General features: G+C 63.3%; 19 protein-coding genes. 15 read left to right on the plus strand and 4 right to left on the minus strand.

What is annotated here, in order from left to right:
- The first annotated feature begins 43 nt into the window (after nt 1-43).
- Both AB7A72_RS12075 and AB7A72_RS12080 read left to right on the plus strand, forming a co-directional pair.
- A complete protein-coding gene (locus AB7A72_RS12075; protein WP_312835477.1) occupies nt 44-1,000 on the plus strand; it encodes a Gfo/Idh/MocA family oxidoreductase in 957 nt (318 codons plus the stop codon).
- 69 nt (nt 1,001-1,069) lie between these two features.
- Nucleotides 1,070-2,086 carry an aldo/keto reductase gene (locus AB7A72_RS12080; RefSeq protein WP_369460117.1) on the plus strand — a complete coding sequence of 339 codons (1,017 nt, stop codon included), beginning with the start codon at nt 1,070-1,072 and terminating at the stop codon, nt 2,084-2,086.
- A 105-nt stretch (nt 2,087-2,191) separates the two neighbouring features.
- Here the strand turns inward: AB7A72_RS12080 and AB7A72_RS12085 are convergent, their stop codons facing one another.
- The 4 genes from AB7A72_RS12085 to AB7A72_RS12100 are packed head-to-tail and all read right to left on the minus strand — an operon-like array spanning nt 2,192 to nt 5,799.
- Entirely contained in the window at nt 2,192-2,908 is a 717-nt protein-coding gene (locus tag AB7A72_RS12085; RefSeq protein WP_369460118.1) for an SDR family NAD(P)-dependent oxidoreductase, read from the minus strand.
- 9 nt (nt 2,909-2,917) lie between these two features.
- Nucleotides 2,918-3,997, minus strand: coding sequence for a 2,3-butanediol dehydrogenase (locus tag AB7A72_RS12090; protein ID WP_369460136.1), 1,080 nt, complete (start codon nt 3,995-3,997; stop codon nt 2,918-2,920).
- The gene (locus tag AB7A72_RS12095; protein ID WP_369460119.1) at nt 3,997-5,241 is read right to left on the minus strand and encodes an MFS transporter; all 1,245 of its coding nucleotides are present in this window, start codon (nt 5,239-5,241) and stop codon (nt 3,997-3,999) included. The genes AB7A72_RS12090 and AB7A72_RS12095 overlap by 1 nt, the downstream gene beginning before the upstream one ends.
- Before the next feature lie 24 nt (nt 5,242-5,265).
- The gene (locus tag AB7A72_RS12100) at nt 5,266-5,799 is read right to left on the minus strand and encodes a 2,4'-dihydroxyacetophenone dioxygenase family protein (RefSeq protein ID WP_239812408.1); all 534 of its coding nucleotides are present in this window, start codon (nt 5,797-5,799) and stop codon (nt 5,266-5,268) included.
- Nucleotides 5,800-6,190: 391 nt separating this feature from the next.
- On the opposite strand from AB7A72_RS12100, the gene AB7A72_RS12105 reads away from it, so the two are divergent.
- From AB7A72_RS12105 to hisS, 13 genes are all read left to right on the plus strand, one after another.
- A complete protein-coding gene (locus tag AB7A72_RS12105; protein ID WP_369460120.1) occupies nt 6,191-7,126 on the plus strand; it encodes a LysR family transcriptional regulator in 936 nt (311 codons plus the stop codon).
- A 203-nt stretch (nt 7,127-7,329) separates the two neighbouring features.
- Nucleotides 7,330-8,109: a 5'/3'-nucleotidase SurE gene (gene surE / locus AB7A72_RS12110; RefSeq protein ID WP_312461927.1), complete on the plus strand. Its 780-nt coding sequence runs from the start codon at nt 7,330-7,332 to the stop codon at nt 8,107-8,109.
- Nucleotides 8,106-8,906, plus strand: a complete 801-nt coding sequence (locus tag AB7A72_RS12115; RefSeq protein WP_394681916.1) for a protein-L-isoaspartate(D-aspartate) O-methyltransferase — start codon at nt 8,106-8,108, stop codon at nt 8,904-8,906. Before surE ends, AB7A72_RS12115 begins: the two co-directional genes overlap by 4 nt.
- Nucleotides 8,907-8,917: 11 nt before the next feature.
- Nucleotides 8,918-9,763 (plus strand): peptidoglycan DD-metalloendopeptidase family protein, encoded by an 846-nt coding sequence (locus AB7A72_RS12120; protein WP_369460121.1) that lies wholly within the window; start codon nt 8,918-8,920, stop codon nt 9,761-9,763.
- Nucleotides 9,763-10,830, plus strand: coding sequence for an RluA family pseudouridine synthase (locus AB7A72_RS12125; protein WP_407064975.1), 1,068 nt, complete (start codon nt 9,763-9,765; stop codon nt 10,828-10,830). The genes AB7A72_RS12120 and AB7A72_RS12125 overlap by 1 nt, the downstream gene beginning before the upstream one ends.
- A 198-nt stretch (nt 10,831-11,028) precedes the next feature.
- Entirely contained in the window at nt 11,029-11,907 is an 879-nt protein-coding gene (scpB, locus tag AB7A72_RS12130) for an SMC-Scp complex subunit ScpB (RefSeq protein ID WP_239812404.1), read from the plus strand.
- The gene (locus tag AB7A72_RS12135) at nt 11,897-13,354 is read left to right on the plus strand and encodes a pseudouridine synthase (RefSeq protein ID WP_369460122.1); all 1,458 of its coding nucleotides are present in this window, start codon (nt 11,897-11,899) and stop codon (nt 13,352-13,354) included. The genes scpB and AB7A72_RS12135 overlap by 11 nt, the downstream gene beginning before the upstream one ends.
- A 79-nt stretch (nt 13,355-13,433) precedes the next feature.
- The gene (gene ndk / locus AB7A72_RS12140) at nt 13,434-13,859 is read left to right on the plus strand and encodes a nucleoside-diphosphate kinase (protein WP_021027513.1); all 426 of its coding nucleotides are present in this window, start codon (nt 13,434-13,436) and stop codon (nt 13,857-13,859) included.
- A 59-nt stretch (nt 13,860-13,918) separates the two neighbouring features.
- Nucleotides 13,919-15,040, plus strand: coding sequence for a 23S rRNA (adenine(2503)-C(2))-methyltransferase RlmN (gene rlmN, locus AB7A72_RS12145; protein WP_239812402.1), 1,122 nt, complete (start codon nt 13,919-13,921; stop codon nt 15,038-15,040).
- 97 nt (nt 15,041-15,137) lie between these two features.
- Complete coding sequence (gene pilW, locus AB7A72_RS12150; RefSeq protein ID WP_312416033.1) at nt 15,138-15,899, plus strand: type IV pilus biogenesis/stability protein PilW; 762 nt, start codon at nt 15,138-15,140, stop codon at nt 15,897-15,899.
- Complete coding sequence (locus AB7A72_RS12155) at nt 15,896-16,813, plus strand: helix-turn-helix domain-containing protein (protein WP_369460123.1); 918 nt, start codon at nt 15,896-15,898, stop codon at nt 16,811-16,813. The genes pilW and AB7A72_RS12155 overlap by 4 nt, the downstream gene beginning before the upstream one ends.
- A gap of 33 nt (nt 16,814-16,846) precedes the next feature.
- Nucleotides 16,847-18,091 (plus strand): flavodoxin-dependent (E)-4-hydroxy-3-methylbut-2-enyl-diphosphate synthase, encoded by a 1,245-nt coding sequence (gene ispG / locus AB7A72_RS12160; protein ID WP_312416116.1) that lies wholly within the window; start codon nt 16,847-16,849, stop codon nt 18,089-18,091.
- A gap of 61 nt (nt 18,092-18,152) precedes the next feature.
- Nucleotides 18,153-19,457: a histidine--tRNA ligase gene (gene hisS, locus AB7A72_RS12165; protein WP_312461931.1), complete on the plus strand. Its 1,305-nt coding sequence runs from the start codon at nt 18,153-18,155 to the stop codon at nt 19,455-19,457.
- Nucleotides 19,458-19,490 lie beyond the last annotated feature (33 nt).

Consider the following 19,490-nt stretch of genomic DNA (forward strand, 5'->3'; position numbering starts at 1 on the left):
GCCCCGGCGCTCTCTGGGGCACCCCGACTTCCTGGAGGATGTCATGACACTTCGCAAGCTCAAAGTGGCGCTCGCAGGAGCGGGCGCCTTCGGCCTCAAACACCTTGAGGGCATCCGCCAGATCCCCGGGGCGGAAGTCGTCTCCCTTGTCGACCCGGATCTGTCCAAGGCGCGCGAGCTGGCCGAGCAGTATGGGATTGGGCATGTGGCCACCAATCTGCAGGACAGCCTGGCGCGACCGGAGGTGGATGCGGTCATTCTGTGCACGCCCACGCAGATGCACGCCAGCCAGGCCCGCCAGTGTCTGCTGGCCGGCAAGCATGTGCAGGTCGAAATTCCGCTGGCCGACCGGCTCGAGGATGCGCTGGCCGTGGTGGCCCTGCAAAAATCCAGTGGATTGGTGGCCATGTGCGGGCACACCCGCCGCTTCAACCCCAGCCACCAGTGGGTTCAGCAACGGGTGCAGGCGGGCAGATTCAAACTCCAGCAATTGGATGTGCAGACCTACTTCTTCCGGCGCAGCAATATGAATGCGCTGGGCCAGCCGCGCAGCTGGACGGACCATCTGCTTTGGCACCATGCGGCCCACACCGTGGATCTGTTCGCCCACCAGGCAGCCAGCCCCATTGTGCAGGCCCATGCGGTGCAGGGGCCGCTGCACCCGGAGCTGGGCATTGCGATGGACATGGGCATCGTGCTCAAAGCCGCCAACGGCGCCATCTGCACGTTGAGCCTGTCGTTCAACAACGATGGTCCTTTGGGAACCTTCTTTCGCTATATCGGCGATACAGGGACCTATGTGGCCCGCTACGATGGGCTGGTCAATGGCAAGGATGAGGCCATCGATGTATCCGGGGTGGATGTATCGATGAATGGCATTGAACTGCAGGACCGTGAGTTTTTTGCGGCGATCCGGGAGGGCCGCCAACCGCGCTCGAGCATCTCCCAGGTACTGCCTTGCTACCAGGTTCTGCATGCGTTGGAGCAGCAGCTGCAGTAATATCCACCCAAGCCGCCGCTGACCGCCCGCACACGTTTCAGCGGGCGGTTTGGTTTTTGAGGAGAGATGATGAGTGAGCGTTCTATAGGCCCCTTCCAGGTTGGTCCCGTCGCGCTGGGATGCATGAACCTGAGCCATGCCTATGGCCACCCGGCCACGGCCGAGCAATCCCAGGCGCTGCTGCATGCAGCGCTGGATGCTGGCGTCGACCTGTTCGATACCGCAGCGCTGTATGGCTTTGGCGCCAACGAGTCGTTGGTGGGGCCGATCCTCAGGCCCCACCGCAGCCGGATCACGCTGGCCAGCAAGGGCGGCATGGCAGGCGTGCGGGGGGACGATGGCATCATGCGCCGTGTGATCGATGGCCATCCCAGAACATTGCGCCGCAACTGCGAAGACAGCCTGAAGCGCCTGGGGACCGATGTCATCGACCTGTATTACCTGCACCGCTGGGATCCCCGGGTGCCGATCGAGGAGTCGGTCGGTGAAATGTCACGCCTGGTGGAGGAGGGGAAGGTGCGGGCGCTGGGTTTGTCAGAGGTCGGCGTCGACACCTTGCGCCGTGCCCATGCCACTTACCCGATTGCAGCCTTGCAGAGCGAGTATTCGCTGTGGTCACGCAATGCCGAGCTGGGCACCTTGCAGGCCAGCCGCGAACTGGGCATTGCCTATGTGGCCTTCAGTCCGATGGGCCGGGCTTTTCTGTCGGGCAAATTGCCCGCCGGCACCACCTGGGTGCAAGGAGACATCCGTGCCGGCATGCCACGCTTTCAGCCCGAGGCCTATGCAGCGAATCTGCGGCTGCTGGCCCCCATGCAGGCCATTGCGGAGCGCGCGGACTGCAGCCTGGCCGAACTGGCCATTGCCTGGGTGCTGCACCAGGGCGAGCATGTGGTGGCATTGCCAGGCACCACCCGTATCGATCACCTGCATGAAAACTTGCGCGGTAGCCGGGTGGCCTTGGATGCTGCGTTGCTGGCCGAGCTTGACGCGCTGTTTGCACCCGAGGCGATCCGTGGTGACCGCTATGCGCTGGCCTCGCAGGGCGAGGTGGATACCGAGAAATACGCGTTTGAGCAGCGCTGATGCCAGGCTGATAGACGGCTGGTAGCGTACGCAGAGCCTGAGGCAGATCACGCTGCCTGCAGGCTCTGCCATCTTTGGCTGCCTGTAGCCCATCCTGGACTGCTGTTACACGGTCAGATAACCACCATCGACGGGGATGACGGCACCGTTGACAAAAGATGCCGCTGGCGAGCACAGAAACCCGATGACTGCCGCCACTTCGGCGGCCTGGCCCCAGCGCTGCAGCGGTGTGCGGGACAGAATCGTTGCCGAGGCGGCTGGGTCGGCCATCAGCCCCTCGCTCAGCGGCGTAGCGATCCAGCCGGGCGCTACCGCATTGACGCGCACGCCTTCATGCGCCCAGGTTTGTGCAAGGGAACGCGTCAGTTGCAGGATGCCACCCTTGCTGGCGCTGTAAGCGGGGCGGTCCTTGCTGCCGAAATAGCTGTACATCGAGGCCACGTTGACAATGCAGCCGCTGCGTTGCAACAGCTGCGGGGCTGCGGCCATCGATGCCCGCATGACCGCAGTGAGGTTGGTGTGCAGCACTTGCAGGAAGGCCTCCGGTCCGTACTCCTGCGCATGCCGGCTGATGCCTGCTGCGTTGATCAGCGCATCAAGTCGGGGTAGCGCGGCGATGGTCTGCTGCAGTTGGCCGCTGTCGCAGACATCCAGCTCGATGCACCGGATACGGGGATGGCGCGGGGCATGCCGCCCCTGCGCATCCAGCCCCAGCGCAAGCACGGACGCGCCGGCCTCGGCAAAATGCAGCGCCGTGCTTGCGCCGATGCCGGAGGTGCCTCCAGTTACGAGGATGGTTCTTTGTTCCTGGGAGTTGTTCATTGCGGTGTCCTAACGCTTGTGGTTGCGGCCCATCGGCGGGCTGACCAGAATCTTGATCTGCGAACGGTCCTGCACCAGTGCTGCAAAGCCTTCGCTGACTGCGTGCTCCAGCGGAACTGTCTTCGTGATGATCGAGGTGGGGTCGAAGCGGCCCGCTTCGATGAGGCCCATCAGCTCTTGGTAGACATCGCGGTAACCGACGCTGGCGACCAGGCTCAACTCGCGGTTGACAGCGTCGAATGCGTCAAGGCGGGCCTCGGACATCAGGCCGACCATGACCATGTTTCCGCCTTTGCGCAGTGCGCGCAACGCCCCTTCAAAGGTGGCTTGCAGACCTGCGGCCTCAAAGCTGGTGTCCACGCCCAAGCCGTCGGTGGCCGAGGCAATGGTGTGCCGCAACGCGCGAGGAGTGAGGCCCTTGCCGTCGATGACCAGGCTGGCACCTGCCTGTCGTGCCATTTCAAGGCGCTGCGGCGATACATCCACCGCAATGATGGTGCCTGCTCCCTGCAGTTTGGCGAGCTGGACCAGCAGCAATCCGATGGGGCCCAGCCCAAAGATGGCGCAGCTGCCGCCAGCCGGCAGCTGGCTGCGGCGCAGCGCATGCAGTGCGACGGCGGCGGGCTCCATCACGGCAGCCTGCTCCAGGCTTACCCCTTCGGGCAGGCGGTGCAGCATATAACTGGGCACCACGGCAAAGTCGGCCATGCCGCCATCGCCCATCAGCCCGGCGAAGCCCATATCGGCACAGAGGTTGTAGGCGCCGCTGCGGCAGTAGGCGCAGTGGCTGCAGCGGTACTCGGGCTCCACCGCGACGCGGTTGCCCACCTGCAGGCTGCTGACCGCGCTCCCCAGCTCGACCACCGTGCCACAGAACTCGTGGCCCAAGGTCAGTGGCGCGGTACGGCCTGAGACCGCGTGGGGGGTGCCAACGGGGATGGCATGCGGCCCCGATTCGTATTCGTGCAGATCGCTGCCGCAGATGCCGCAGTATTGCACGGCGATGCGTACTTCCTGAGGTCCGGGCTTCGGGGTCGGGATCTGCTCCACGCGCAGGTCCTGGGCGCTGTGCCAGCGCAGTGCGCGCATCATGGCGTTGCTCCTGCCGCCGCACGGCGTTGCAGCACCAGCGGTGCGGTTTCCTTCAAACCCAGCGCAAGCGCACCGGCGATCAATGCGCCGCCTGCCGACATCCACATTGCGACGGGCAGGCCGTAATGGTCTGCCGCAAAGCCCGCAATCGTGGGGGCGAGGAAGCCGCCTACCAATTCGCCCGCGCCCATGATGAGACCGAGCGCGCCCGTCAGCACTTGGGGCGGAACGGTTTCTGCGGGGACGGTGGCCATGAAGAGCGTGAAACAGCCCAGGCCGGTATAGGTGAAGAACACCACCATACCCAGTGTGAGGACGGAGTCACCGTAGATCAAGGCGATGGGGCACAGTGCCGCAATCGGCGCAAAGATGACCAGGGTGGGTTTGCGTCCGATGCGGTCGGAGATGGCTGGCACCGCAAAGCCCCAGAATACCCAGGCGGCGCCCAGGCAGCTCATCACAAAGCCCATGTCGGCGGCCGAGAACTCGCGGTACTTGACGAGGAAGGTGGGTGCAAACGAGATGATGATGATGAACCAGGTGAGGAAGAAGCAGCTGATCAGCATGCACAGCAGTACATTGCGTTCGCGCAGCAGGGCCCAGCGGTTGATGGGTGCTGGCTTGGCCTGCGCAACTGCTGGGGCCTGACCGGGGTGCTCATGCACCCAGCGCCAGATGGCCAGGGCAATCAGAATGCCGGGGATGACGGTGACATAGAAGGCAACGCGCCAGCCGAAATTCGTTGCCAGACCAATGACGACGGGCGGGCCAATCATTGCGCCAATCAGGCCCGCAGACGAGCCCTGCAGCAGGCCCATGTTCAGGCCGCGCCGCGCTGGGGTGGAGCTTTGGATCATCAAAGACTGGGCAATGGGCAGCACCGGCCCTTCAGCCAGGCCCATCAGCGCGCGGAACACCAGCAGGCTGACGAAGCCGCCCACCAGCCCGGACATGGCCGAGCAGATGGAAAACCCCAGCACGGACACCACCAGCAGCGCCTTGCGCTTGGAGCGCGAATCGGACCAGGCACCTGCGATGGCCCCGGAGATGGCCCAAGTCAGCGCCAGGGCCGATGAGATCATGCCCAGCTGGGTTTGGCTCAGGTCGAGCTCATCCTGCATGAACGGGAACAGAAACGACAGGGCCAGGCGGTCAAAGAAGACAAAGCCAAAGGTCAGGAAGAGGATCAGCAACAGCCGATTCTCGTAGGTCCACAAGGAGCGAGAGGGGGTTGGGTGCATGGTGTTCTCCAGAGTCGGTGGCCGTTAGCGGAAGAGCTTTTCCACGGCTTCGGCGCCCAGACCCACTTTTTCGTAATGGGCCTTGCACATGGCGATGTAGGAATGGACATCAAAGTAGCCGTCCGGTTTGCCCTGCTCGTCTAGCCAGATCAGCGGACCCTTGACGATGAAGAAGGCCCGCATGGGTTCGGGATGGTCGAACGCCACCAAGGTATGGCCTTCTCCAGGCGTCTCGTAGACGAAGTCGCCCTTGGTCGCTGTCCAGTCATGCTCCAGATAGCCCCATTTGCCGGAGATCGTGTAGGCAAAGACTTCATGGGGGTGGTAGTGGCGGTTGACCAGGCCGGCTTGCTTGGCCATCAGGATGTCGCACCACTTGTTCTGGGATGGCGAGATCCAGAGAGGCCGCGAGAACACGGTGTCGGTGAACGGCACATACAGGCGTTCGTCTTCGGGCACGGCGTTGGGGGTGTACACCTCTGGCAGTGCATCGGGCATGAAGGGGTTGGCGATGGGGCTGAGGCTTTGCCAAAACTCGCTGCTGGCTTTTTCGACCATGGTTGTGCTCCTTGAATAGCGGAATAGGAAATGGAAAGAGGGCAAGGCTGGCGATGGCGCCAAGCGGATGCAGCCCGGACTGATGAAGGTCACCGGAGAGCGGGGGGCAGGGCAGCCGAAGACGCTGCCGTCACTGTCGGGGGGAGGGGTGTCTGTCAGGTTTGCGCGTCCAACTCCGACTGAGACAGCGCGGAGACGCAATGCCTGGCCAGGCGGTGGTGGGGGGGAACGGCATGCAGGGTCTCCTTGGCTCTATGTGTGGGGGATGTGAAACTTCATTCTGTGGAAGATGTCCCCAACGACCTAGGTGCCCGTATAGCTAGCAGCTATAGCAAAATGGCATAATAATAGCTAAAAATTATTAATATTCAATGCACTAAAGAGGGTGGCTATGAATTTGCAGCAAATCGAAACTTTTGTCGCCGTTGCCGAGACCGGCAGTTTCAGCAAAGCGGCGATGTTGTCCGATTCAGCGCAGCCGGCACTGAGCCGGCAGGTGCGGGCGCTCGAGATGGAACTGCGCGAGACGCTGCTGATCCGTACCGGGCGGGGTGTGACCTTGACGGAGGCAGGGCGCCGGTTGCTCGAACATAGCCATGCGATCTTGCAGCATGTGGCCCAAGCCAAGGAGGATCTGGGTTGCGAGCGCAATGAACCGGTAGGCCGCATCGTCGTGGGCCTGCCCCCGAGCCTGGCCCGGCGTTTGACCTTGCCACTGATCGATGCCTTCAGCTGCACGATGCCCAAGGCGCGCATCGCCATCGTCGAAGGGTTCTCGGTGCAGATGGCCGAATGGCTGGCCTCCGGGCGCATGGATCTGGGTCTGGTCTATGCACCCGAACCCCACCCCCATATTGAAACTACGCCAGTGCTCCAAGAGCGGCTGTGTTTGGTGGGCCCCGCCTCTGCGCTGGGAGGGCTGGGGACGCTGGGCTTTGAGGGACTGTCTGCGTTTCCGCTGATCATGCCCCAGTACGGCCAAATCTTCCGCAAGCTGATGGAAGCACAGGCCAGGCTTTCCCAGGTCAAACTCAATGTTGTCTGGGAGGTGTCCAGTGTTCCTGCCATTTTGGACCTGGTGCGCGGCGGCTATGGGTATGCTGCGTTGACGCGCAGCGCCCTTGACGGGCATGTAGTGGGTGACCAACTCGTCGTGGCACCGATCGAGACGCCTGCGGTGATGATCCCTCTGTTCATGGCCCAATCGGCCAAGCGCAAGGCCACACCGTTGCTGCGCTGCACGGCTGCTGTGCTGCATGAGCTGGCCACCCAGGTGTGCAAAAAGGCCGAACTGGCTGCGAATGCTGCAGGTGAGCCGCTGGCCTAGGCGCTTCATCGTAAATTTGTGTAGCAAATGCACTGCTGCACGGAGTCAGTGCCGCCGCGCTCACTACAATGCGGAGGCTTGACAAGGCGCCCTTGCGCGCCATGGGCTGTGGGCGCCGAAGGGCCTGCAGGTCGCTTTGCTGCCACACTCCGCTCGGGTTCTGTGTTGGCACCCCTACAATGCAGTGCAACTGGTTCAATGACATGAAGATACTGCTTTGTAACGACGATGGTTATCAAGCGCCCGGCATCGTGGCGTTGCATGATGCATTGCAGGCAGTGGCCGATGTCGAGGTGGTCGCACCAGAACACAACAACAGTGCCAAATCCAATGCGCTGACCTTGCATTCGCCGTTGTACGTGCAGCGTGCCGCCAATGGCTTCCGCTACGTCAATGGCACGCCGGCGGACTGCGTGCATATCGCGCTGACGGGGCTATTGGGTTATAGGCCTGATCTGGTCATCTCCGGCATCAATAACGGTGCCAATATGGGTGATGACACCATCTACTCGGGCACCGTGGGCGCTGCGATGGAAGGCTATCTGTTCGGCATCCCGGCGATGGCCTTCTCCCAGATCGACAAGGGTTGGGGCGAGCTGGAGTCAGCCGCCAAAAAGGCCTGCGAGCTGGTGCAGCAGTTCGAGGCCTCCAAGCTCGTCACGCTCAAGCCCTGGCTGCTCAATATCAATATTCCCAATCTGCCGTTTGCGCAGATCAAGCCCCTCAAGCTGTGCCGCCTGGGGCGCAGGCATGCGGCAGAGAAAGTCATCACCCAGACCAGCCCCCGGGGCGAGACCATGTACTGGATCGGCAATGCCGGCCTGGCCATGGATGATGCAGAGGGCACCGACTTCCATGCGACGGCGGCAGGCCATATGGCGGTGACACCGCTGAAGGTGGATTTGACCGACCACGAGAGCCTGGCCTATTGGGCGCAGACGGCGACCACCTTGCGCAGCAACGACCTGGAGGTGCCAGGGTGACCTTGCGCAAGCCCGGCTTTCCTGCCCGTGGTGCCCTGCCTGTGAGCACCAAGCCCCAGGCGAGCAGCGTGCACCGGCAATGGGCCAGGCTGCCGGCGGAGCTGTCACCGGTGCCGATGGCCGTGCGTGAATCGCTCGGCCCCGAAAGCGTGGATTTCACATCGGCGCGCTTGCGCATGGTGCAGCGCCTGGCCGCATCGGGGGTGGAGCACACCCGGGTGCTGAAGGTGATGAATTCGGTGCTGCGCCACCAGTTTGTTGACAGTGCACTGGCCGTTCAAGCCTATGAAGACACCAGTTTGCCTATAGGATTGGGGCAGACCATCTCCAAGCCCAGCGTGGTGGCGCGGATGTGCGAGCTGCTGCTGCAATCTCCGGCAGGCAAAATGGGGCTGGGGCGCATTTTGGAGATTGGCACCGGCTGCGGCTACCAGGCGGCGGTTTTGAGCCTGATGGCCAAGGAGGTGTATACCATTGAGCGGCTGCGTGCGTTGCATGAAAAGGCGCGGGTCAACCTGCGGCCTTTGCGGCTGGCCAATGTGCACCTGATCCTGGGCGATGGCATGCTGGGTTTTGAGAAGGGTGCGCCTTACGCCGGGATCATCGCAGCGGCTGGTGGGGATTCCGTCCCGCAGGCATGGTGCGACCAGCTGGCGGAAGGCGGCCGGCTCGTGGCCCCGGTGATGGGACCGGGCCAGCAACAGGTTTTGCTCGTCGTGGACCGCAGTGCTGATGGGTTTCAGCGCACGGTTCTGGAGCATGTTCATTTCGTGCCCCTAAAATCGGGGCTTGGTTAAGAAGGATAGGTATGTTGGATTCACGTGGTGTTTTGACGTGGGGTGCCAGTGTGGTGGCAGCCATGGTGCTGGCAGGATGCGGTAGTACATCGCTGAACCAGGCGCCCGTGGAGGATCGGGGCTTGTCGGCAGGTCGCGCACCGACGTCGACCACGGCCACCCCGAACCGCATTGATCCAGCAACCCTGCCGGGTGCCGAAAACGCGGGCAAGCCTGGTTACTACACCGTCAAGCCGGGCGAGACCTTGATGCGCATTGCCGCCGACAACGGCCTGAACTGGCGTGACATCGCGCGCTGGAGCAATCTGGAAAATCCGAATGTCATCGAAGTGGGTCAGGTGCTGCGCGTGGTGCCACCGGTCACGGCCACCGCCGCCGCTGCCCCGGCAGCTACTGCACCTGCGGTAACCGGCGCCAACACGCCAGCGGCGACGCCTGCACCGGCCCCGGCGCCTGCTGCTGCAGCGTCTGCACCCGCTGCAGCCGATGGCAACCTGGGCTTTATCTGGCCCTCGTCGGGCGCCGTGATTGCGGGCTTTGACGACGCGCGCAACAAGGGTCTGGACATCGGTGGCAAGGCGGGTGACCCCGTCGTGGCGGCCGCCGATGGACGCGTGATCTACTCGGGGGCCGGCCTGCGCGGCTACGGCAACCTGATTCTGATCAAGCACAACAACACCTACCTGACCGCCTACGCCCACAACCAGACCTTGCTGGTCAAGGACGACCAGGTCGTCAAGAAGGGCCAGAAGATTGCCGAGATGGGCAGCTCCGACGCCGACCGCGTGAAGCTGCACTTTGAGGTGCGCCGCCAGGGCAAGCCGGTCGATCCATCGCGCTACCTGCCTTCCCGCTGATGCCAGGTCCTTCATTGAAGCCGACATCGCCGCCCGCCGACGATGTCGGCTTTTCCCATTTGGAGGACACCGCCCTGGTGTCGCCGGAAGGGGATGAAGAGCCGGCGGAGGTCGAGTCGCAGAGCTGGGAAAGCCGGACGGTCACCGCTGGCGTGGATGCGCACGGCATGCGCCTGGACAAGGCGCTGGCGCTGTGGGTGCCGGAGTTCTCGCGCAGCTATCTGCAGGCCTTGCTGCTGCAGGGCGCGGTGCTGGTCAATGGCAAATCCGGTCTCAAGCCCAGTGCCAAGGTCAAGGCCGGTGACCAGGCGGTGGTCGAGCTGCGCCCCACACAGCAAAGCCAGGCGTTCTTGCCGCAGGATATTCCACTGGACGTGGTCTACCAGGATGAGCACCTGCTCATCATCAACAAGCCTGCCGGCATGGTGGTGCACCCGGCGCCGGGTAACTGGAGTGGTACCTTGCTCAATGCGCTGCTGGCCTACGACGCGAAGGCGGCCCAGCTGCCGCGCGCAGGTATCGTGCACCGGCTGGACAAGGACACCAGCGGCCTGATGGTGGTGGCGCGCGAGCGCCAGACGATGGACGCGCTGGTCAAGCTGATCGCTGCGCGCGATGTGCGCCGCAACTACCTGGCACTGGGCCACAAGCTCTGGCAGGGCGCGGCGCAGACCTCGGTCAGCCTGCCCATTGGCCGAGATCCGCGCAACCGCCTGCGCATGGCGGCGGTCGATCTGGCCCAGCACCCAGGCAAACCGGCGCGTACCGATATCCGCCTGCTGGTCAACGGCCAGCAAGGTTGCGCGGTGTTCTGCAGCCTGCATACCGGGCGCACCCACCAGATCCGCGTGCATATGGCTTCGCTCCAGCACCCACTGCTGGCCGACACGCTCTATGGCGGCACGCCGGCGGCTGGCATGGAGCGCCAGGCCCTGCATGCGCTGCGGCTGGCCTTTGTCCATCCGGTCACCGGCCAGAGCATGTCCTGGTTCGCGATGCCGCCCGCCGATATCACCTCGGCGATGGAAAATTGGGATCTTCGGTATAATTTGGCGGAATTGGCCTAAGCGCTGCCCCTGCAGGTCTGGTTTTTCAGCCAGCGCAAACACCCGGTTTGCACACTGCATCGGTGGCGCCCAGTGCCGGCGGCTATGGGCGCTTATGCCTGCGCCGTGATCTTGGCCATGCAAACGCGGCCCTCTTGATACGCATTCCTTTGTCTCAACACGCAGCTGCGCGCTGGCGTGAAAACAGGGATTTATCGCATGCATACTTTGGAAGCAAAACGGGTGCTGGAGACTGCGCTGATCTGCGCGCCCCAGCCCATCACCGTGCGTGAGCTGCGGGGATTGTTTGCGGATGATCTGGGAACGGACACGCTCAAGGTGCTGTTGCAGGAGCTGCAACTGGACTGGGCGCACCGGGGGGTGGAACTGGTGCAGGTGGCATCGGGCTGGCGCTTTCAGAGCCGGCCGGAGATGCGCGAATACCTCGATCGCCTGCACCCGGAAAAACCGCCCAAGTACTCGCGTGCGACTCTGGAGACCTTGGCCATCATTGCCTATCGGCAGCCGGTGACCCGTGGCGATATCGAAGATATCCGGGGTGTGACGGTCAACAGCTTGATCATCAAGCAGTTGGAAGACCGGGGTTGGGTGGAAGTGATTGGCTACCGGGAGACCATCGGGCGGCCTGCGCTGCTGGCAACCACCCGGCAGTTTTTGGATGATCTGGGCCTGCAGTCGCTGGACCAGTTGCCCGAGCTGGACAGCAGCAACCAGACGCAGGCGATGTTTGACAGCCTGCCGCTGGAGGCGCCGCAAGGCGAGGCCGAGCAGCAGGATGCCGGGCCAGCGGATGCCGAGGCATTCGAGCTGGTGGGCGAGTCGATGGCCATGGCGGCGCCGGTTGCCGATGGCGAGGCGTTGGAAGACGCAGAGGATGCGCAGACTTTGCCCGAGGCTGGGTCTGCTGATGATGAAGATGCGGCCGCCGTGACGGCGGCAGAGTCCCCGCAGGCAGGTGGTGATGCGGATGCCGCCACTGCCGGGGTTGAAGACAAAGATGCGGATCCTTTGGTCCGTGATGACGATGCACATAATTCCGCAGCAGGCGGGGTAGAAAAGCAAAAAGATGATGAGTGATACCAGCGATATGAATGCGCCCCAGGACGGAGATAAGGTCTTGCAAGAAGGTGCTGCGCCGTCTGAAAAGCGCCGTGCACCGCGCAAGCGTGCCGCGCCGGCGCAAGCCGTGCCGGCAGATACGGCCGACGCGGCAGCGGCCCACGACGGCGAGGGTGAAGGGTCGGCGCAGCCGGCTGCCGAGCCTCGTACACGCCGTGATGGCGAGCAGCGCGTGAGCCGTTACCCGGCCCGGGCTCGCCGTTTCCGTGAGCGTGATGGACAGCCGCGTGATGCGCAGGGCGCAGAAGGCGATGCGCCTGCCGCCCGTGGCCGTGGTCCGGCGGGCCGTCCGCAACGCCATGCCGAGCCGGAAGGCTATGCATTCGAGGACGTGGTGGCTGGCGCGCTGGAGGCGGCGGAAGACTCGGATGCACCGGCTCCGGTCAAGCGCGTGCTCCAGCCCCATGTGGAAGCGCCCAAGCTGCACAAGCTGCTGGCGCAGGCCGGCATGGGCTCGCGCCTGGAGATGGAGCGCCTGATTCTGGAAGGCCGCATCTCCGTCAACAATGAGCCGGCCCACGTGGGTCAGCGCATTTTGCACAGTGACAAGATCCGTGTGAACGGCAAGCTGATCACGTTCCGCATCGAGCAGCCGCCAGCGCGCGTGCTGGCCTACCACAAGCCAGTGGGCGAGGTGGTAACGCATGACGATCCGCAGAACCGCCCAACGGTGTTCCGCAAGCTGCCGCGCGTCTCGCACGGCAAGTGGCAGTCCATTGGCCGTCTTGATCTGAATACCGAAGGTCTGCTGCTGTTCACCAACTCCGGTGAGCTGGCCAACAACCTGATGCACCCGCGCTTCGGTCTGGAGCGTGAGTACGCGGTGCGCGTGCTGGGCGCGCTGACCAATGAAGAAAAGGCCTTGCTGCTGGCTGGTGTGAACCTGGAAGACGGCGTGGCCAGCTTCGGCTCCATCGACGATGGCGGTGGCGAGGGCGCCAACTGCTGGTACCGGGTCACCATCTCCGAAGGCCGCAACCGCGAAGTGCGCCGCATGTTCGAGTCGGTCGGTCACGCGGTCAGCCGCCTGATCCGTATCCGCTACGGTGCCATGGTGCTGCCGCGCGGCTTGCGCCGGGGCTCCTGGGTGGAGCTCGATCAGCGCGACATCCAGGCGCTGACGGTGGCTGCCGGCGGTGTGGTCGAGCGCAAGCCCCGTGAGCAAAATGCGGCTGGCCGGGGAGGGCGCAGTGACAACCGTCCCCAGCACAACGGCCCGCGCCCATCGGTCGGCCCGGCCAAGAACACCCGCGGTGGCGGCTTGCGCAAGGCACCCGAGAAGCGCAATACCCAGCCCGATCCGATGAAGACCTCGCTGGGCTACATCGGTCATGACAGCCTGACGCGTCAGCGCCAGGGCCAACGCAAGAGCGGTGGCGGATTCAAGCGCGGTGGAAGGTCGTAGTCACGCCGCTGACTTCCAGGACACCGTACAATCAAAGGTTTGCTTTCAGAGCAAAAAAACCATCAACAGGAAATTTATTATGGCAATCGAACGTACCCTCTCGATCATCAAGCCCGATGCAGTGGCTAAGAATGTTATCGGTCAAATCTACGCCCGCTTTGAAGCTGCTGGCCTGAAGATCGTGGCCGCCAAGCTGGTGCAACTGTCGCGTCAAGACGCTGAGCAGTTCTATGCTGTGCACGCTGCCCGTCCTTTCTTCAAGGATCTGGTGGACTTCATGATCTCCGGTCCTGTGATGATCCAGGCTCTGGAAGGCGAAAACGCCATCCTGAAGAACCGTGAGCTGATGGGCGCTACCGACCCCAAGAAGGCCGACAAGGGCACGATCCGCGCTGACTTCGCTGACAGCATCGACGCCAACGCCGTGCACGGCTCCGACGCCGCTGAGACCGCTGCTGTGGAAGTGGCGTTCTTCTTCCCCGGCATGAACGTTTACTCCCGTTAATCGACTTGTGCGCGGCCTTCGGGCCGCGTGGCATAGGTAAGTGGCCCGAGCGTATATCCATGACCACCAATTTGCTTGATTTTGATTTGGCTGGTTTGACCGCCTTTTGCGAAGGGCTGGGAGAGAAGCGCTTCCGGGCCACGCAGCTTTTTCGCTGGATCCACCAGCGCGGTGCAGCCGATTTCGACCAGATGACCGATCTGGCCAAGTCCCTGCGCGAAAAACTCAAAGGCACGGCCCATGTCACGGCCTTGCCCGTGATTACCGAGCATGTGTCCTCCGACGGAACGGTCAAGTGGCTGTTCGACGTGGGCGACGGCAATGCCGTCGAATCCGTATTCATTCCCGAAGATGACCGTGGCACCTTGTGCGTCTCTTCGCAGGCAGGTTGCGCGGTGGGATGCCGCTTTTGCTCGACAGGGCACCAGGGCTTCAGCCGCAACCTGACCACCGGCGAAATCATGGCGCAGCTGTGGTTTGCCGAACACGCGCTGCGCAAGCGCCTGGGGCGTGATGAGCGCATCATCTCCAATGTGGTGATGATGGGCATGGGCGAGCCCCTGCAAAATTACACGGCCCTGGTGCCCGCGCTGCGCACCATGCTCGATGACCATGGCTATGGCCTGTCGCGCCGCCGCGTCACCGTTTCCACCTCCGGTGTGGTGCCGATGATGGATCGCCTGTCGCAGGACTGTGCGGTGGCTCTGGCGGTCTCGCTGCATGCACCCAACGATCCCCTGCGCGATGCCCTGGTGCCGCTGAACAAGAAATACCCGCTCGACGAGCTGATGCAGTCCTGCCGCCGCTACCTGGAGTTTGCGCCGCGTGACTTCATCACCTTTGAGTACTGCATGCTCGATGGCGTCAACGACCAACCCGAGCATGCCCAGCAATTGATAGCACTGGTGCGAGAGTATGCGGGCAACGGCGGGGCATGGTGCAAGTTCAATTTGATTCCATTCAACCCTTTTCCGGCATCGGGTCTGTTACGATCACCTGCCAACCGGGTGACCGAATTCGCCAAGATGCTCTCGGATGCCGGTGTCGTGACCACCGTGCGCAAGACCCGGGGCGATGACATCGATGCGGCCTGTGGCCAGCTCGCTGGCGATGTGAAAGACCGCACCAAAGCGGCGGAGCGCATGGCCAAGAACCGGGTCATACCGCTGGCACAAGTCTAGAAATAGTCCAATCAGTTTGAGGAGGGTGTGCATGCAAGAGGCTGTGACAACAGGGCAACCGAGGGTGCATCGCCTCACGGCTGCCACCTTTTTAGGCTTGGCCCTGATAGGTGGTTTGTCGGGCTGCGGTACCGCCAGTAACACGGCCCGCGAGGATGCCGCCTATGTCACGCAATCCGATGAGACCGAGATCCACCGGCGCGCACGCATCCGGCTGGAACTGGCAGCGAGCTATTTCCAGACCGGCCGCGCCACGATCGCGCTCGACGAGATCAAGCAGGTGCTGGCGCTGGATCCTTCCAATGGCGATGCCTACAACATGCGCGGGCTCATCTACATGCAGCTGGGCGAGCCGGACATTGCCGACGAGAGCTTCAGCAAGGCACAGTCGCTCAAGCCCACTGATGCGAACATCATGCACAACCATGGCTGGTTGCTCTGCCAAGAGAAAAAATACGACGCGGCAGACCGCTACTTCAACCAGGCTCTGGTGCAGCGCCAGTATTTTCAACAAGCCAAGACCTTGATGGCGCAGGGCCTGTGCCACGAGGCCGCCGGCAAGCCTGCCGAGGCCGAGGCGAGCTTGCTCAAGGCCTATGAGTACGATGCGGGCAACCCGGTAGTCAGCTTCAATTTGGCCAAGCTGATGAACCAGCGTGGCGACCCGCGCCGCGCCCAGTTCTATATCCGCCGCCTCAACAATGGCGAGCTGGCCAACTCCGAGTCCTTGTTCCTCGGTATCCAAATTGAAAAAGCCCTGGGTGATGGAGCGAGCGCGCGTTCGCTGGCAGCCCAATTGCAAAAGCGTTTCCCCGACTCCAAAGAGGCGGCACGTATTGCTGGTGGAGGCGTGCTGTGATCGAGTCTGATATCCAAGAAGCAACCAACGCAAACCATGCAGCCACGGGTGCACCCCTCAGCGCGGGCGAGATGCTGCGCCAGGCGCGCGAGGGACTGGGCTACCACCTGCCTGCCGTGGCGGCGCACCTGAAGGTGTCCGTCCACAAGCTCGAAGCGCTGGAAGCGGGCGACTGGAGCGCCTTCCCGGATGTGGTCTTTGTGCGCGCGCTGGCCTCTGCCGTGTGCCGTGTGCTCAAGATCGACCCCGCGCCCGTGCTGGCCCAGTTGCCCAAGCCACCTGGCAAGGACCTGAGCCCAGGCGTGGAAAGCGTCAAGACCCGCGTGGCCGTGGGCCCGGCGCAGAGCAAGAAAAATGACTTCCCCAGCAGCAAGCCCTTCCCCTGGATGGGGGTGGTCGTGCTTCTGATGGTGGCGACCGTTGGCGTGCTGTTCTATCCGCAACTGGCGGAGTACTGGAAGAGCCGGGCCGCAGCTTCCGCTCCGGCGCCAGCGCGTTCTAACAACGTCGCCGGTGTGGCTGACCAGTCCGAGCCCGTTGCGCTGGGGGGCAACTCGACCGATCCGGTGCCCGAGGCGCCGGCCAATGGCGCAGCCGAAGCCGGCGCCACCGCTGCGCTGGCAGGCCCGCCCAGCCCGGCAGCAGCGGCACCGGTGGCTGCAGCGCCTGCAGAAGGCGCGCCATTGCTGCATTTCAAGGCCAGCCAGGACAGCTGGGTGCAGGTCAAGGAGGCCAGTGGCAAGGTGGTGTTTGAGAAGACCATCCGTGCCGGCGCGACCGAAGATATCGCGGCCACGCCGCCCCTCAAGCTCATCGTGGGCAATGCGGCGGGTGTGGAGATGCAGCTGCGCGGGTCGGTTTTTGATCTGAAAAAAGTGACCAAGGGCAGCACCGCCCGTTTTGAGGTGAATTAAGTGCAAGAAGAGAACATCCTGTTGCCCGTGCCCATGGTGGCGCCGGCCGCCCGCAAAAGTCGCCAGGCCCGTGTGGTCTGGGGTGACCGTGTGGTGACGGTGGGGGGCGATGCGCCTGTGCGCATACAGTCGATGACGAATACCGACACCGTGGATGTGATCGAGACGGCCATCCAGGTCAAGGAGCTGGCGCAGGCGGGCTCGGAGATGGTGCGCATCACCGTCAACACGCCAGAGGCCGCAGCTGCGGTGCCCTATGTGCGCGAGCAGCTCGACCGCATGGGTGAGAACGTGCCGCTGGTGGGCGACTTCCACTACAACGGCCACCGCCTGCTGACCGAGTTTCCTGACTGCGCCAAGGCGCTGTCCAAGTACCGGATCAACCCCGGCAATGTAGGCAAGGGCGACAAGAAGGACAAGCAGTTCGGCCAGATGATCGAGGCGGCCATGCAGTACGACAAGGCCGTGCGCATTGGCGTGAACTGGGGCAGCCTGGACCAGGAGCTGCTGGCCGAGCTGATGGACGAGAACAACCGCCGCGCCGTACCCTGGGATGGGCGCCAGGTGATGTACGAGGCGCTGATCACCTCGGCCATTTCCTCAGCGCAGCGTGCCGAGGAAATGGGGCTGAACGGCGACCAGATCATTCTGTCCTGCAAGGTCAGTGGCGTGCAGGATCTAGTGGCGGTCTACCGCGGCCTGTCCGCACGCTGCGACTATGCACTGCACCTGGGTTTGACCGAGGCGGGCATGGGTACCAAGGGCACGGTGGCCTCGGCCGCTGCGCTGTCGATCCTGCTGCAAGATGGCATTGGCGACACCATCCGCGTGTCGCTGACCCCGCAGCCGGGTGAGGCCCGCACGCAGGAGGTGGTGGTCGCCAGCGAGATTCTGCAAGCGATGGGCATGCGCAGCTTTGTGCCCAGCGTCACCGCCTGTCCGGGCTGTGGCCGCACCACCAGCACCACGTTCCAGGAGCTGGCACGCGACATCGACCAGCACCTGCGCTCGCAGATGCCGGTATGGCGTGTGAAGTACCCCGGCGTCGAGAAGATGAAGGTGGCCGTGATGGGCTGCATCGTCAATGGCCCTGGTGAAAGCAAGCATGCCGATATCGGCATCAGCCTGCCGGGCAATGGCGAATCGCCCGCAGCGCCCGTCTTCATTGACGGCGAAAAGGCCATGACCTTGCGCGGTGACCGCATTGCGCAGGAGTTCCACGATATCGTGCAGGCCTATGTGGAGCGCCGCTACGGTGCTGCCAAGGTAGATAATTGATAGCTGCACTTGCTGGCCTGGCAAGTGTTTGCAAGCATACTGAACAGAGAGATTGAAGCCCATGGGCATGAATGAAAAGCTGGCCGCCATCAAAGGCATGAACGATATCCTGCCGCCCGATTCCGCCATGTGGGAATGGTTTGAAGGCAAGGTGCGCGACTTGATGGGGCGCTTCGCGTACCGCAACATCCGCACGCCGCTGGCAGAACACACGGCGCTGTTTGTGCGCGGTCTGGGCGAGGTCACCGACATTGTCGAGAAGGAAATGTATTCCTTCGAAGACCGGGCCGACAAGCATGGCCAGGCCGAGCACCTGACCCTGCGCCCCGAAGGCACTGCCGGTGTGGTGCGCGCCGTGGTCGAGAACAACATGCTCTATGACGGCGGCAAGCGCCTGTTCTACATTGGCGCCATGTTCCGCCGGGAGAAGCCGCAGCGCGGCCGCTACCGCCAGTTCCACCAGGTCGGCGTTGAAGCCATGGGCTTTGGCGGCGCGGAGCTCGATGCCGAAGTCATCCTGCTGGCGGCGCAGCTGTGGAAGGACCTGGGCATTGAAGGCGTGCGCCTGGAGCTGAACAGCCTGGGCCAGCCCGAGGAGCGCCGCGCCCACCGCGAGGCATTGGTGGCCTATTTTGAGCAGCACACCGATGTGATGGACGAAGAAGGCAAGCGCCGCATGTACAGCAACCCGCTGCGCGTGCTCGATACCAAGAACCCGGCGATGCAGGCGATGGTCAATGCTGCGCCCCAACTGCTGGACTTTCTGGGTGAGGATTCCAAGGCCCACTTGAAGGCCGTGCAGGACATTCTGGACGCCAATGGTGTGGCCTGGTCGGTGAACCCGCGCCTGGTGCGCGGCATGGACTACTACAACCTGACGGTGTTCGAGTTCATCACCGACAAACTCGGCTCGCAAGGCACGATCTGTGGCGGCGGCCGTTATGACTACCTGATCGAGCAGATCGGCGGCAAGCCCGCACCCGCCGTGGGCTGGGGCATGGGCATCGAGCGCGTTCTGGAGCTGATCAAGGAGCTGAATATCCAGTGGGATCGCCCGTCTATTGACGCCTACGCTATCCTGCCGGACGCAGCATTGCTGCCGCAGGCCATGCGTGTGATCCAGACCTTGCGACAAGCAGGTGTGCGGGTGCAGATGCATGGCTCGGCCGTGGCAGGAAGCCTGGGCAGCATGAAGTCGCAGTTCAAGAAGGCCGATGCCAGCGGCGCCGCGTGCGCGCTGATCTTTGGCAGCGACGAGATGCAGCGCGGCATGGTGACCGTCAAGCAACTGCGCGATGGCGAGGGGGCCCAGGCCGAACATGCGATCGACGCCGTGGCCCACTGGGCAGCGCAACTGCGCGCATAAGTGCAGCCTCGGCTGCAAGCAATTTTTTGAACC

Source organism: Comamonas sediminis (genome assembly GCF_041107495.1).
GTDB lineage: Bacteria > Pseudomonadota > Gammaproteobacteria > Burkholderiales > Burkholderiaceae_C > Comamonas > Comamonas sediminis.